The organism is Ferrimicrobium sp., assembly GCA_022690815.1.
Classification (GTDB): Bacteria; Actinomycetota; Acidimicrobiia; order Acidimicrobiales; family Acidimicrobiaceae; genus Ferrimicrobium.
This window is the reverse complement of record JALCZJ010000013.1, coordinates 14,243-29,389: the sequence shown is the minus strand read 5'-3', so window position 1 is coordinate 29,389 and position 15,147 is coordinate 14,243. Positions and strand designations below refer to the sequence as shown.

The window sequence follows — 15,147 nt, the reverse complement described above, 5'->3', positions numbered from 1 at the left end:
CGTTAAGGATAGTAATCGGCTACCGACAAAGGAGTAATCGTGACTCACGAAGGAATGGGCGCCACCGGTTCGACGTCAATCGTGCCACACTGCAAATTCTGTGTTGTGCCGCCGTAGGGTTGTAGCTTGCCAGCGGGGCCTGTGACGGTCAGATAGTGATAATCGTTCGGTGGCGTAATCTCCAAGGAGGTCGATGTCGGACACGACTCACTGCCATACCCGGTCTGAGCGGCGTACTTCATTGAAAACTCGACACTGACATCATGGGCTATCTTGATGGTAGTCACCGTGTCTGGAGTCCTTACGACCGTGGTGGTCAGCTTGGCGCCAGAGGAGGTGAGCATCTGTAACCCTGGATATCCTACGAGTGTACAGGTGTTCGTTCCAGTGTTCGTGAGCGTGTATGTCCTGATCACACTCCCAGCTGCTCCCTGTACGGAGGTCATGTGCGCGACCAGATCGGCCGAGCGGCAACGTCCATCAGCCTTGGATGTGGAGGTTGTTGTACTCTTCTTCGAGGTCTTCTTGGCGGTGCCATTTACCGACGAGGAGCTGGTTGACTTCGTCGTTGTTGAGGAGGGGCTGCTTGACGATCCGCATGCCGCCAAAGTGATGCCCGCCGTCACGATCAGCACCGTCGCAGCGAGCGGCCGCTTTGGCCTGATACCCACGCTGGGGAACAAGTTCTTCGGCATAGTTTTGCTCCTCTCACCTGTAACCATCTGGTCTCAGGTTTGTCCTGACTTGGTTCACTCTAGGGTTTCTCACAAAAGGATCGGACCATTGGCCAGGAAACCTGATGCTCCAGGTGAGATTTATGTCGACGGTCACCAAAACGCTTGATACACCCACCTCTCGGCCATCGGCCCCACCGGCACACCACGAAGGTCCAGCTCAGCGTTGGGCGGCTCTGAAGATCGCTGAGGACAGTCGCCATGAGGATGGCTCGTGCGACGAGGGTCGATCATAAGGAAAACCAAAAACGTTGAAGGCAAACAAAGACCAGCTTGGCATAAGGTGGCGGTAATGACCAAGGATACCCTGATCTTGTACCTCTCGGGAATTGGGTTTGCGGTCGCTGTGACAGCCATCGCGTGTTACCACGCGCGAAGGGATCCAACTCGCAAGGGGGTTTGGATCGCCAAAGCTGGGTCCGTGATCCTTCTCGCAAAGGGTGCCCTGTGGTTCTATACCATTTTTACTGACGGCCCATGGCACGCCAGCTATGGGTTCCCGTTGTACCTCTGTGATTTCGCAGTCTTTGTTGCTGCGGCAGCCTGTTGGTGGAGAAGCAAGTTTCTTGTTGAAGTCATCTATTTTTGGGCTCTAGCTGGATGCATCTGGGGTCTGATCACGCCAGACCTACCACCGACGCTTTCGCATCTCCTGGTCTTCCAATACACGCTAGGACATCTGGCGATTGTAGCCTCTGCACTCTATCTGGTCATTGGCCTGCGCATCTATCCTCGCCCCTTTGCAGTCCTCCGAGTCTATGGAGTCACCTTGCTCTTTACCGGTATGACCGCTGTAGTGGATCTTCTCACCGGCGGCAACTACATGTTCCTTCGACGAACGCCGCACTCGTGGAGTGTGCTGAACCTATTCGGCCCATGGCCCTGGTATCTAATAGTGGCCGGCATTGTAGCATTTGGATTGTTCTTGCTGTTAAACACGCCATTCTGGTTAATGCGCCGTCGGTGCAGCCCCCCCTACCAGCGGAGCTTCGCTGACCGGGACCCAGACGATGCAGCCCACTCCAATGAAACCATGGTTGGACTCAAACAAAGTTATTCTCGAACTGACGGGTTGGGTCTTTAGTCAGCTTGCAGGTTACACTTGTAAGTGTCAGGAGGTTGACGTGCAAACAAGCGGTCGCGAGCGGACCTGGAGCGGCAAGTGGATTGGCATCGTGTTGATTGTTGCGGTGCTAATCGTCACCGTTCCAATTGTCCTGCTTGCTATTGCTGCGGCCAACCATCATGCGCCGGGAGCAGCTGTAACCACCGGGCTGGTGCACGTTTCGTCGACACTGTTACCCTGAGGAACCAGAGGCGCATGGCGCCATGGAAACCGGAGATACCTGCAGTGGATGTTGATCGTTTACCGAACAGTATCGTGTGCCTCGGGTTAGGTCGTTCAATCGAGGACAATTCCCCAGCATTCGCGACCAAACGTTGTAGACATGGCTGTGTGCACGAGGCAACCGCGATTGCAAAATGTCACCCGCTGCAGGGTGTTCCGACATTGTCCTCCAACGGAAAGGGGAGGGCGGAGTCTGCCAACGATCATCTCAAACACTGGCGAGACCTGCAGCCCAATTCCGTACACCATTGGCTATAGAAAGACCTGGTCATCACGTTGAGCCGTCTGCGTCGGCGCTACACAAGGGCACCCACGGCGCACGGGTCCATGTCCAAAACCCATTACCACAGTTGACTTTGACCCGCAAGACAAAACATACCAACTGGCTGTCGCATACGCTCAGCCCATGGTAGGGGTACAGATAGGGGCTAACCTTGTGCTCGTCTGCCGACCTATCTGCATCAACCTCGATGAAGCAAGAGTCCGACACGTGAGAAATCCCAGCCGCACGGTGTTGTGGTGGCGGACGACCTATCGTAACTGCTGATCTTTGCCATGCCGTTGGCTAATCTCAGCTGAACTTGACATAATTACCATTCTCGGCGCACAAAGTCACTCGAATAAACCGACACTTTACTCGGTAAAACGCTGTTGTCCCGTCTCAATCATCTTGATCAAAATCTCAATAAACATGATCATTGGGCGAAAATGAAGAAAAATCTCAATATAGATGATAAACGTGCCGATCAGAAGGCCTATGCACGTTACATTTGCCAGTCTGGAGTATCTTGACCCTCAAAATCACCGTCTGGAGCTCCAGAGCGCATCAGAGCTGGTCAGAGTCAGTTTTGAGACGGCGCAACCAGTTCGGAGCTTTGTGTCCTATCGGAGCAAGAAGAACTACGAAGGCCTCTATGCGTGCGTAAATCTGGACTTACAGGTGCGATTCGAATCGCTGCTTGAGAGTTTGTTCCTACTGCAACTAGATTGGGAGAACACGGCGACTGCGATCGCTGCCCAGCCGTTCTGGGTTCACTGGCAGTCTGATCAACCAATCAGCCATGCCCCAGACTACTTTGTGCGTCTGCGCAATGGCGATGGCTTGGTGGTCGATGTCCGCCCAGCGGAGCGTATTGACGATAAGGCCCACCTGGTGTTTGAGCAAACCAGACGACTCTGTGAGCAGGTTGGCTGGAGATATTGTGTTTTTGGTACCCCGCAGGTTGATTTCATCAATAGCTTGAAGGTGTTTCGCGAGTACTCATCCTTCCAGCTTGGAGACGACGACAAGATTGCAACGCTGCTAGGCTTCGCACAGGTTCCAACCAGCATCGATGAGCTCGTGAGTACTGCCCAAAAGATCGATCTGTCGGCCGGTGAGGCTCGAGGAGTGATCTTCCGGTTGCTCTGGGAACGCCGCCTGACTGCCGATCTCTCGACGGCGATGAGTTCTGCAACCAAGGTCTGGACATGCTAGCACTTGAGCAGTACGATACAGTGCGCTTCCGCGGTGAAGACCACCAAGTGCAAGCGATCACCGGCAGTAAGGTAATCCTCCGGAGCCTAGTCAGTGGCAAGACGCTCGAGACAACCGTCAGTGAATTGTTAACGAGTATCCGCGTTGGTGGTGATGGGCCTACGTTCGCAGCAGAGCGAATCCTCGATACACTCTCTGATGAGGATGCCAAGGTGACAAGATTTTGGTACGGCCATGTCACGGAGATCATTACCGGTCGCAACCCGAACCTCCCTGACAGTGCAAGTCCAAAGCCCGACTACGCCATCGACAAGTCGCTCGGTCAAAGGATCCAGGCCAAGTGTATGGAACTCAGCCGCGATGGTATCGAGGTGTCCCAAATTACTATGCGACGCAAGGTGCAGGCCTTGAAGCACCACGGAATTACCGGTCTGATCGATTCGCGCAAGCAACGTACCAGCTCAGAAACTGGGCGCGTGCCTGAGGAAATTATTAGTTTAGCACAAGAACTGATATCATCCCAGACACTGTCGTCGACGCGAGGTAAGTCCTACATGGTCGAGGTGATCGCGCACGAGGTCGCACTTCGGGGGATAACCGCCCCACTCCCCTCTCGTGCGACCCTCTATCGGCTGCTCAGTCAACTCGGCGACAAGCACCACACCTTTGGCTCCGCGATGACAAGGCGAACGACCGCGAACTCCAAGCCGGTCGGCCACCGTCCAAGACTCGCACGCTTTCCTGGCGAGACGGTGGAGATAGACTCAACACCACTCGATGTGATGATTATTCTCCCAGATGGTGAGATCGCTCGGGCTGAACTAACTGCAGTGATTGACGTAGCGACGAGATCACTGTGCTCGTGGGTTATCAAGCAACGTGGCACAAAGGCAGTTGATGCCGTGGATCTTCTCGCGAGGGCCATGACTCCGCTACCTCTCCTGCCCGGCGCCGACGAGCGAATGGCATTGACTCGCTCTATCCTTGCTGACACCATCTTCCTTGCAGACGGTGACTCCGCGGTCGACATAGCTGCTAAACCGGTGATCAAGCCCTTGAGCATCACTGTTGACCATGGGAAGGTATTCATATCGGATACGTTCCTCCGTGCGTGCTCGCGCCTAAATATCCAAGTCATCAAGGCATCGCCATATACGCCCACCGACAAGCCACACATCGAACGCAGCTTCGCAACGATCAACTCCCTCTTCACCCAATGTTTGCCTGGTTACGTAGGCAAGAATCCTGCCTTCAAAGGCAAGGACCCAACGACAGAAGCCATCTTGACGCTCGATCAGGTTCGATCTCTATTCGAGTACTGGGTCATCACGGTATACCAGAACCGCCCACACGATGGACTTCGACTGCCACTGATGCCGAAGAAGCGCCTCTCACCCAACCAGATGTACGCAACCCTCTCTGAAGTATTCCCTCAAGCGGCGGTATCCTTTACCAAGGACGACTACGTTGGCCTGCTACCGGTGAGATTCAGAACGATTAAGCGCGATGGAGTCACGAATGATGGCTTGCGCTACGACTCCCCTGCGCTGCACCCCTACCGTGAGATGCGCTCTGGCAACAAGCGTGAAAAGGGTAAATGGGAGATTCGTTATGATCCCTATGACCTCACCTCCATCTGGATAAAAGTCCCAGATAAGGAGTCCTTCATCGAAGTAAAGTGGGTCTACGCAGAACACCTCGCGACCAGCTTCAGTATCGAACTTCTCCAAGCAGCGAAAGCGATGCTCACTCACCGTGAGCCTACGCAATCAGATATTCTCGCTGTGATCAAACAACTACAGAACCCCAATCAATGCGCCGAAGATTCGAAAACAACTACTCGTCGCAGTACTTCCAAGCAAGGGGCCAGGCATGACTCACGTACATCAATCGAACCGGCGGTCCGCACCTCACCAGAGGACTCCGTTGCACCGCTGTCTCCAAAAGCAAGCGATGACGAAGGCGAACAAGCCGTCGATGTCGAGTCCGAGGAGCCAACGGTGGAGCCCTACCCTATGGTTGGAAACCAACACAGTTGGTGGTAACAAGTGATTCCCTCCGATCGCAAGACCTGGATGGAAATGATGGCACGGGAACTGCCGGATTCGCCAGATCGTCTAACTCCAACCGCTCAAAAACGCCTCTCGACTGAGGCATCTGAGGAATACAACTCGCGCAGGATTAATTTTCTGTGTGCTGAGCATCTTATCCATACTCCCGATCTGGACCATATCATGCTGGCCGCCCGCAAGGCTCTCATTCGCAACGCTCATGCCTCATACGTGGCGCGTACCGGTCTTGCGCTCAGCGGACCGAGTACGGTAGGTAAGAGTTCAGCGATCCTTGAAATAGGCCGCCAGCACCATTGCAAGATGATGGTGGGAAATGAGCATCGACCAAACTTCCAACCGACGGTTTATGTCTCCTTTGGCATTGCACGGACACCAAAGATGGCACTCGCGGCCTTTGGCGACTTTCTCGGATTGGCATTTTCTAAGACTGCCACGATTACCGATATCGGGAGAGCCGTTGCTGCCGTGATGAACGATCTTGGAACCTCGCTTGTCATCGTCGATGAGGTTCACAACATCACTGGGCTTTACAATCATGGGGTGGATGGCGCGGCAGGAACCCTGAAGTGGCTTACCGAGCATGTCAATGCTACTTTCGTCCTCGCTGGCATCGATCTTCCCGCCACGGCACTGTTTACCGGCGAGATGGGAACGCAATTCCGCGGACGTTTCCACACCCTTAAAATGGAGCCATACACCAACCGGTCCAAGTCTGAACGCCTGTCGTGGGCAAGGCTAGTTGGCACCCTCGAAAATCATCTGCTTGGGAGTTTGACCCAGCATGAAATAGGAACACTCGCCGCTAAAGCCGAGGACATCTTCGCAATCCCCCTTGAGTCGGACATCCTGGGAGGGGGTCCGCTCCCCCACTCCATCGGAACCCTCAAAGAAACCCTTGTCCTGGCGGCGATTGAGGCGATTCTCACTGGCAAGGAAAGAGTAACGGTGCAAGACCTGCAACGCCAGTATGCACCTCAACTGACGAGGTAAGTCGCGAATGTGTGGGAACCGTCTTCAACTGCAGACGATGCGGCTGCTTAGACCTCTCCCAATTCGCGTCAAGTATTATCCATGGGAGACACCCACATCATACGAGATGCGGCTCGCTAATGCGAACCACCTTAATCGAGCAGACCTGCGGGCCGGCGTTGGTCTTTCGCCGAGTCAGGCTCACTTTTCGACTGCCTACCCTAATGCATATCTCAATGCCCTCGCTATCCTTGGTGACCTTGGGTCTCGCTCGCTCGACCTTCCTCCGGATCATGGCACGATTGCTGAACGAGTTATGTGTCTCCAATGTTCAGCGGGTGAGATCGTCCACGTCAGAGATCCCACCTCTGGATATGTCTGCCCGAAGCACGCCTTCTGGCTGCGAGGATCTCGACCAGTTGCCTTTTCCCCCATTCCAGAAATCATCAACGCAGAACATCATCTGCGAGAACTAGTAGCAAATGGACGAGAGAACATCTGTGGTACTACCACCTATCGCACATGCGAGGAATTGGCGTTCGCCGGCATTGGTGAGGAGCAGTGCGCGAGGCGCGAGGTTGCGACTGGCCTAAAGCTTACATCGCTCGTCACCTATCCCGAGACGATCCAATTTGTCTCGCTCTTCACTGATCCGACATTTATCAAGCGTATCACCCCTATCAGAGAATCCAAAGCACGACGCTATCGCTACATCGAGAAGATAATACCTCCAGAGTTATCGTCCGAGGGACGAACACGAGTGTCGTCTAGACTCAAACTTTATTCCGACCGGCTCGAAAGCAACTTAGGTGAGGCATGGGACGCGCGCGACCGCAAACTGCGCATTTTCCAGCATCGCATGACCGATAGATCTCTAGGCAAGCATGCCTGAGGCGGGGTCACCGCTGAATCACCCTAAGCACCATCACCTCAACCCTCGCATACTTTGTTATCGACCCGATTGCCACTTCTCAGTACCTCACTGCGGTACTCGTGAACCACCTCACCCATCACAGCCAGACTACCGGGAGTCCGTCCGTCTCTAGGATCACTCGACAGCAGGCGGCAGGTCATCGCGATCCGGCTGCATGCGGACGAAGCGTGGAACGACATTGCGGCTCTCGTTGGCGCTGACAAACTTGGTCTTTCGACAAGGATCTGCACGGACAGACCGAAACCGAACGCGGCCTTCCACCCTCGGTCGGAGATCAAGGGCCCATCCACGCTCTTGACTAACTGCAAGGTAGGCGCGCGATTACACGATCCAACAGACAGTCATTCGCAACCCGGTATCTCCCCTGACGCAACCGGGAATGCCCCTTTGCTTGTGCACGCCTCTACTTGCATTCTGAACTAAAGCAGCGTGGCAACAATTCGGTGGAGTGAAGATACGTTGACAAGTCTCTCCCCCTACAGCGCCCGTCCCCAAACTCCAACCGCTGAAAACAAACGGCCACTTCGGACCAAACGGTGCAACTTCGTCTACTACATCAAGCGAATTGAGAGGCCCCTCGTGATCCAATCGCGTGCCGACTCGCCTAGTTCGAGTGATCAAGTGGAAGTAGCAAATACTCAGTCCGTAACTCTCACCACCAGAATGAAATGCTTGCTCACGTTGCTACCACGACTCCTCATATAGCCTCGCTATGTGAACCAGCCCATGACCTGCCTTCCAAAAGTATGACCGGTTACCAATGCTCAACACTGCTTCGTTGCCGGATGGTGAGACGGCCAGATAGGTCTGGAAACTCGGAGCGACGACAGAGGCGACCTGGATCGCCTTGTGCTGATGGATACGCACGAGCATGAACCTCTGTGTTGCACATTCACGATCGGCACAGTTTACGTCATGGGGTCCGATAGATGCAACATAGAAGAGCTCGCCGTTCTGGGTAAAGGCAGGTGATGCCTGAGTGCATTCAGAGGCGCCCTTGGGACATGGCAAGACGTTCGCTGGACTCGCCTCTGGTGTGGCGCTCGCCCATGCATAAAGGTAGATCTTCGTAGTTGATTGACTCAAAGGGACTGCTAACGCTTGCTGTTCGAGCGCAAGTTCCGATCCGTTGGCCGTTACGGCCATGGATTCGACGAAAGTACGGTATTTCTTCACTTGCGTCTGGCCGGTCTTCACATTCATCTTGTGCAGCGCATACGGAGGTCTGGGGTTACAACCCGCACTTGAAGAGAGCCAGAGTGCCCAGTGTCGGTACGAGGTCATGGTAAAGGCGTTGATCTGTTGGCCCTGGACTATCGGATGGCTCTTGCCATCGATCAGCTTTTTCTCAATGTCAGATTCGCAGGTCTCGCTACCTGGTGTTGAAGTGGTGAAGTATACTGAACTCCCGTTGGGGCTGAGAAAAGGGAAATGTCCAAACGGGGGTGCGGTAAGTTCCCTGAGTGGCCGTCCGGACAGCGGACTGTAGATAGATATTCCACCTTGTGATGGTCCAACCCCGACAAGTAATCCACCACCTACGGCATTCGGGGCTGTTGCGCCAGGTCTGGTCGTGTTGCCATTGATCCTACCGAAGATAACTATTCCCATGACGAGAACAACTACTAGCACAGCGGCTGATACTACCGACACTTTAGTCTTGCTCATCATCCCCAGGAGACCTCCACGACCACAATTCTGACCAAAACATGCTCCATACTGACCTACATGGTGAGACTACAAACAAATCTATAAGGCAAAGTGAACCACCAGAACCTCACTATTTTACAACTTGGGCTAGTTCCCGTTCCGCTTTAATGCAGCAGCCGACGGTTCCTTTCTGGCTTCCCCGTTGAGCATCAAGCACGAACAGCGTCCTACTCGGACAACACCACCATCCAGTCGACATATTGCGCCACAAGCAATCCATCCAGCCTAGGCAGTCCAGGTCTTCGCCGTGCATCGCACCTCGTCAGGGAACTGTGCGAGCACGTCTCAATTACAACCCAGTGCTCAACTTCCGCCATCTGAGGCATACTCGACGTGTTCATCGCCGCCAGCAGCTTGCACTAACGAAGCAGAACCTCATTTCCCCAGGATAACAGGCCCTATGAACCTACCCATGTCGAACTAGTTGCAAGCACCGCCTTGACCGCTTACGATTTGAGAACCATTGACTTGGTCATAGTCAGCTTTCCCCGAAATCCACTGCCACGCCACAGCACATGCAGAATTCTGGTTGTAACCTGCGTAGAAGTCCGCGATGTAGCCAACGGGTGATTTCCAGCCACTCGCACAATTGCCTGAAGAGTATGATCCATAGGATGTCTGCGCAGTCCACTCATATGTCCCGCCAAGAGTGCCCGTCATGTAGTTAGACCAGAAGTTTGCGGTGGCGTAGACACCAGCATAGATTTCCCGTTGAGTACCCTTGATGGAGACGAGTTTCTGATGCACCTCGTTCCAGAATCCGTTGAACACGTCTCGATTTAGTGAAGTAGTCCCCGAATTCCAGGTGTACTGCGAGTTCTCAAGATCAGCATAAATTATCGGGTTGGACGGTAAGTTGATTCCACTTTGACCATAAAATGAACCCCAGTTTTCCATCGCAGCATTACCTTGAGACTCACCCCAGAATGTTGCTTCAGTAGCTGTACCGTTGTATGAAGGATCTGACTGAGGTGGTGCAATCATAAAGGAGTTCTGGCTTCCGACGCCGTATCCTGATGCTTGATTCGCATTAGCCGCATTCGAATCTGAAGCAACGTTATAAGGGCTACTCACTTGGTTGAGCTGGCCTGTATACGAGCCATAAGCCCCACCACAGTTCGGCATCGTGTACTCGACTCCCGTCCCCTGAGGGGCTGGCCCGGAGCCGTCTGAGCCATACCAATATCCTGTTGGCGTATCACCAGCATACGCTGCAGTGCCGGTAAGTGCGATGACCGCCGCAACGGCTAACACCAGGAGCGTTAGGGTTCCGCCTATTCGCCGAAGGAATCGTTCAATCACTGGAGCCTACTTTCATTGATCTCTTGCCGCTGAATCACACTGTAGAAACCTGGGGTCCGAATGGTATATCTGGGGTCCGAATGGTATATGGGGCACCTACGGCGCGTTAATAAAGGCCGCGGTGTTCTTGAGCGGGAGATCTCCTTGACTAGTGCGGGTATACGGAGCACCGACGAGATTGCTCGCCTCACTCCAGGTGATAAACGGGGAGAACGCCACTGCAGTGCATGACGAAAAGGGAGCTCCGGTTGGATCAATCAGCGACTTTGACGTCCCTGCTTTAGCGGGCATGTACACGTGTACCGGGGACTCATTTCCCAGTGAGACGGCGATGCTACCTCCGACGGGTGTCGAAATACAAGCGGGATCTCCTGGTTGCTGATTGACACCGACGGTACCGAAAAGGATGTCTACTGCCGTACCACCTGGAGCGAGGGTGATGGGAGCAGGGCTGAGAGGGATCGCAAATGATGATGTCGCAGGAGCTTTAGCGGACCCATAGGCCAAGAAGTCACTCGATCCCTTTTCCCCCGCCGGACCAGGTAGCAGCGGCATCGTCGCTGGGGTGCCGTCGGCATTTGCCAGATACAGAGAGGAAGGATACACCGGCAGCGAACATGCCTGACCTGACTTATTGATGAGATTGAAGCCACTCATCTGGTTGTCGAATCCCGGCAAGCTGGTCCAGTACTGCGTCTCAAGCTGCGTCGACGTACAAAGTGGAGAGCTTACCACCGCACTTCTAGTCGCGCCTCCACGCTGGGATGGCTCCCACGGTGGACCCCCCGTGTTCTTAGAGGACGGTATTGACTTGAGTGGAACAAGGCGCGGCGCAGACCTCCTCGTCAATGCGAAGCTCCCGGCTGCAGCGAAGACCAAGACTAGAGATGCAACCACCATGATCAGTTTCCTGTGCGTTATGCGCATCACGCCCTCCCACGTCGGGGTTATGAGTTATCATTGATAATGACCCCGCTAACACCGACATCTTAATCATCATCACGACGCGTGTCATGTGGTTCGAGATACTTTTTGAATAATTTCAGTGAATCAGTTACTTCTTTGGCCGGTTTCGCGCTCCAAGTGGCGATCGGTAACGCAGGCGATGTGGAGATTGTGTACGCCAATCGCTCTGGGTGTGCGACATAGGCCTTAAACAAGACGACACCACGTAGTTTACGGACACGGCTCTCTCATCAGTAATGGACTGGAGTGGTGAATACTATATAATCCACCTGAAATGCGAGAGGGGCGAGCAGAGTAGAGCTGAGACAGGCGCTCATAATCCAAAAGGCCTTCCACACTTGTGGAGAGCTAAATCGTTGCAAAGGCCGCAGGGTTAAAAGGGCACACGTTTCGCTGACACCATTGCCACTTTGTAGGCTCCGTTGCGTTTTCCTGCAGGTCTATAGGGTTGGCACATGCCCTGACCTGGGGGCCGTTTGCGAAACTAGGTTGACCTACCCGAAAGTAGCGCCGAAATTTGCATAATCCTCTCTTAACTTAGCGACTGTCCTTTGTTATGATATGTGGTCCGTGGCCTGCCGAGCTGGTATTTCATATCACATCAGATAGCTACGGTGCTCCCTGCCACATCAACGATCGAGCCAGGCGAAGACCTGTTGTGCAACACTTGCCGTACCAGCAACCAAGGCAACGGCATCGGCTCGCATCGGTACAAAGTCCTTAATTGGAGGATCGGTGTGCAGCGTCGCACTCCCAAGGCTGTGAAGTGCATCGATCACACCATGAATTCGCTGTAGAGGATCACGGCTCTTCGGGTCTCTCGGAAGCGATACCGTTACAGGACTCAGTTTGCGAAGCAGTTCCAAAGACAGCCGGGCTTCGGTGAATGAACCCAAGTAGTCTGCACCATCGATCTTCTGTCTTGCTGACTTGATGTGGCGGATGACATCCGCTCGGTCTGCATTGGGCTCAAGCGCCACGAGCGGCACCAATACAGGGATGCCCACCCCTCGCTCCCACCGTTCGAGCACTGTAGCCCATTTGTGCTGGTCAATACGAATTTGGTCCTGAGAGCCCCTCACTGGGTGCGTGGCGTAATAGCTTTGTGTTCGTGGTCTCTTCGGTTCACCGTCGTCGACAAGGAGCACCGTCGTGTCGATCTTCAGCGAGAAGTCTTTGCCCTGGCGACGCTCTTCGAGTCCCTCGATGACTGAAGGAGCCATCGGCAACTTCAGTTCAACGTTCCAAGTTTTCTCATCCTTTGGAGCAGGATTCGGTTGGACATAACTGTAGTTGTCGATCCAGTTCAGAACGTACGATCGTGGTGCTGTCGTTCCGAGGAATGCATGCGTTCTAACGATATCCCAAGCCGTGACTTCGGCAGTAATCTGTACAACAGCCCCGACCCCATACCCTTTGGCCGTAAGTTCCCCCTTGAGAATGAGCTGGGGGGTCAATCCAGGAAAGCCATCGACATCGGTCCAGTCGAGCCGGATACTCCCTTCGCCAAAAAGTCCTGAATCCATATGGTGCTAACCTTCTTTCTTGTTGTTGCTATTCAACAACTCCGTGCTCGCCAACACTTGACCGATCCAGCCGGTCTCCGAATTGGAGCCTCGCGATTTGCTCTCGCTGAAACTTGCCACGCGCGAGAGCGCTGACCGCCATCGGCAATAATCATTAAAATCGTGGATCACCTTTACCTTGCCTGAAATATGTCCAAATACACGCTCCATTTATGTCTACTTTCGGATGGAGATGGTGATGTTTGACGGTGGAGGATTAGGGATGCCAGTGGGCCAGACGCAACCATCACTGAAGCTGATATCCTGGAGATCAGCGGATGTTTTGAAACTTGCAGGGTTAAACTTTACATCCACATTCAAGGTGGCGGATGTAAAGCTGGCGGCTCCCGTGAACCTACTGTTAGTGAAATCGATGTAGCCACTAAGAGCAGCATCAGCGAATGTAGCCTCAGCCAGAGACGCTCTAGTAAAATCAGCCCCACTGCACAACTTCACGCCACAAAAGCTCACGCCGTCAAAGACCGCCCCATCAAACGTTGAGGTACTTCTAAACTTAGCGTCATCAAACATCGCAGCGCGCCAAACAGACTTTCCACCTCTCTCGAACTTCGTCTCGATAAATTCAACGTCCCCCTGGAAGTCAGCACGGTGAAAGTCAACCCCGTCCTTGAACTTTGCTAGATTCATTTCCAGTGACTGATCAAAAGTAACATTGGTACAATTAGCACGTTCATTGAAGATAGCTCTAAAGGCGTAGACCTTTCCCAAGAAGGTAGTCTTCCAGAATTGCGCCTTCTTTTCGAACATGCAGTCCATGAAGTAGGCATCCCCGGAGAAGGTTGCAGGGCCTCCATCGCTGTCGGGACCACCGATGACATCGATGGCTCCAAAGCGGGCGTCCCCGGAAAACGTGGTCTTAACGAACAAGGACACTCTCGCAAAAGTGGCTCCCATGAAGTAGGCATCCCCGGAGAAGGTTGCACCGGTGAAATCGGCATCTCCGGAGAAAATAGCTCCCATGAAGTACGCGTCCCCAGAGAAGGTTGCACCGCTGTAGTTATAAGCGTAGGCGGCTTCCACAAAAGTCCCCCCTTGTTGCATTCTCTTCACCATCTCTCGAAGGATAGTTTCGCGGACCGTGTGCTCCGTTGTCCATGCGGGGTTGACCTTTGTTCGCCTCTCTTCCTCTGGTATGAGAACGAGAATTTCCTCATCTCGCCAAGGGAGTCTCAGGTAACCACAGAGAACATCGATAATCTGCTGGCGGTGTTCCTTCCACTCGTCGGCTAGACGAAAGAGCGAGTAGACCCCTGCGAGCTTGACCGGTACTCTGTCGTCTGCTAGCTGGTTGGTGAAGTCAGAGAAGTGCTTGGTAAGAGTTTCCTGACGATCTATATCACGCCTTGCCAGGACTTCGTTTCTATTGAATGCTTCCTGGTCTACAGCTCTGTTATTCTGTTCCTCGAGTACTTGCTGGCGACGGTAGTTGACTACTAGGGCTACCGCTGCACCTGCTCCGCCTATGACTGCGAGTGATGCTTCGATCATCCGCACTCTGGCTCCTGAGTTATCACCAGCAAATATGAATCCAAAGACCAGAGCGACAATTGCGAGTATTGCCAATGGGGTTATAACAACCAGTGAGTGCTGAAAGATCGATCCTTGTTTTGATGGATTACGGATCCAAGCGAATCTACCTTCGTTGTCTGGTTTCTCTACCATGCACACCAACCCCCAACTTGGAGTAATCTTACCGCTCGAATCTCTGCCTTGGTTACCGAGCTCTTCGCAAGCGAACCCCATTGGGATGGCTAGACCACCCCAATTCTTTGATCCATGGTGGCACTCGTTCTATCGCGATGTGACCTGGCCAAGACACACCTACAAACAGCAAAGCCTTGGTATGTTCTCGTCCGAGAAGCGGACGAACCCAAAGACACGGTCGTAGATTTGGCCAACAGGTTTGAGCAAAATTCCGGCAAAGTTGATCACCCCACTGATCAGGCCGTGTTCTCTGCTCCCATGGACCAGCCATCTGCTCTGCTCACCAATGTCGGGGTCATGCACTCGACACCTGTTCTCATGATCCCCGTATCTCGTATAGTCACT

The 15,147-nt window shown here is 53.6% G+C and carries 14 protein-coding genes; 7 read left to right on the top strand and 7 right to left on the bottom strand.

The genetic code is table 11. The annotated features are described in order from the left end of the window. Positions 1-44: 44 nt before the first annotated feature. Positions 45-446 carry a DUF4232 domain-containing protein gene (locus tag MP439_05680; GenBank protein MCI2975550.1) on the bottom strand — a complete coding sequence of 134 codons (402 nt, stop codon included), beginning with the start codon at positions 444-446 and terminating at the stop codon, positions 45-47. A 46-nt stretch (positions 447-492) separates the two neighbouring features. On the opposite strand from MP439_05680, the gene MP439_05675 reads away from it, so the two are divergent. The 7 genes from MP439_05675 (at position 493) to MP439_05645 (ending at position 7,492) form a co-directional block, all read left to right on the top strand. Further along, complete coding sequence (locus tag MP439_05675; protein ID MCI2975549.1) at positions 493-843, top strand: hypothetical protein; 351 nt, start codon at positions 493-495, stop codon at positions 841-843. Between the two features lie 183 nt (positions 844-1,026). After that, entirely contained in the window at positions 1,027-1,818 is a 792-nt protein-coding gene (locus MP439_05670) for a TIGR02206 family membrane protein (GenBank protein ID MCI2975548.1), read from the top strand. A gap of 40 nt (positions 1,819-1,858) precedes the next feature. Beyond that, complete coding sequence (locus MP439_05665; protein MCI2975547.1) at positions 1,859-2,041, top strand: hypothetical protein; 183 nt, start codon at positions 1,859-1,861, stop codon at positions 2,039-2,041. Positions 2,042-2,839: 798 nt separating this feature from the next. Then, positions 2,840-3,559, top strand: coding sequence for a TnsA-like heteromeric transposase endonuclease subunit (locus tag MP439_05660; protein MCI2975546.1), 720 nt, complete (start codon positions 2,840-2,842; stop codon positions 3,557-3,559). Further along, entirely contained in the window at positions 3,553-5,604 is a 2,052-nt protein-coding gene (locus tag MP439_05655) for a Mu transposase C-terminal domain-containing protein (GenBank protein ID MCI2975545.1), read from the top strand. The genes MP439_05660 and MP439_05655 overlap by 7 nt, the downstream gene beginning before the upstream one ends. A gap of 39 nt (positions 5,605-5,643) precedes the next feature. Next, positions 5,644-6,621, top strand: coding sequence for a TniB family NTP-binding protein (locus tag MP439_05650; GenBank protein ID MCI2975544.1), 978 nt, complete (start codon positions 5,644-5,646; stop codon positions 6,619-6,621). 106 nt (positions 6,622-6,727) lie between these two features. After that, positions 6,728-7,492, top strand: coding sequence for a hypothetical protein (locus MP439_05645; protein ID MCI2975543.1), 765 nt, complete (start codon positions 6,728-6,730; stop codon positions 7,490-7,492). Positions 7,493-8,218: 726 nt separating this feature from the next. Here MP439_05645 and MP439_05640 read toward each other — a convergent pair. From MP439_05640 to MP439_05615, 6 genes are all read right to left on the bottom strand, one after another. Continuing rightward, positions 8,219-9,166, bottom strand: a complete 948-nt coding sequence (locus tag MP439_05640; GenBank protein MCI2975542.1) for a hypothetical protein — start codon at positions 9,164-9,166, stop codon at positions 8,219-8,221. A 498-nt stretch (positions 9,167-9,664) separates the two neighbouring features. Next, complete coding sequence (locus MP439_05635; GenBank protein MCI2975541.1) at positions 9,665-10,546, bottom strand: hypothetical protein; 882 nt, start codon at positions 10,544-10,546, stop codon at positions 9,665-9,667. A gap of 96 nt (positions 10,547-10,642) precedes the next feature. Beyond that, a complete protein-coding gene (locus MP439_05630) occupies positions 10,643-11,281 on the bottom strand; it encodes a hypothetical protein (protein MCI2975540.1) in 639 nt (212 codons plus the stop codon). A gap of 860 nt (positions 11,282-12,141) precedes the next feature. After that, the gene (locus MP439_05625; GenBank protein MCI2975539.1) at positions 12,142-13,038 is read right to left on the bottom strand and encodes a hypothetical protein; all 897 of its coding nucleotides are present in this window, start codon (positions 13,036-13,038) and stop codon (positions 12,142-12,144) included. 6 nt (positions 13,039-13,044) lie between these two features. After that, positions 13,045-13,248 (bottom strand): hypothetical protein, encoded by a 204-nt coding sequence (locus tag MP439_05620; GenBank protein ID MCI2975538.1) that lies wholly within the window; start codon positions 13,246-13,248, stop codon positions 13,045-13,047. Positions 13,249-13,254: 6 nt separating this feature from the next. Next, entirely contained in the window at positions 13,255-14,760 is a 1,506-nt protein-coding gene (locus tag MP439_05615; protein ID MCI2975537.1) for a pentapeptide repeat-containing protein, read from the bottom strand. Between the last annotated feature and the right edge of the window lie 387 nt (positions 14,761-15,147).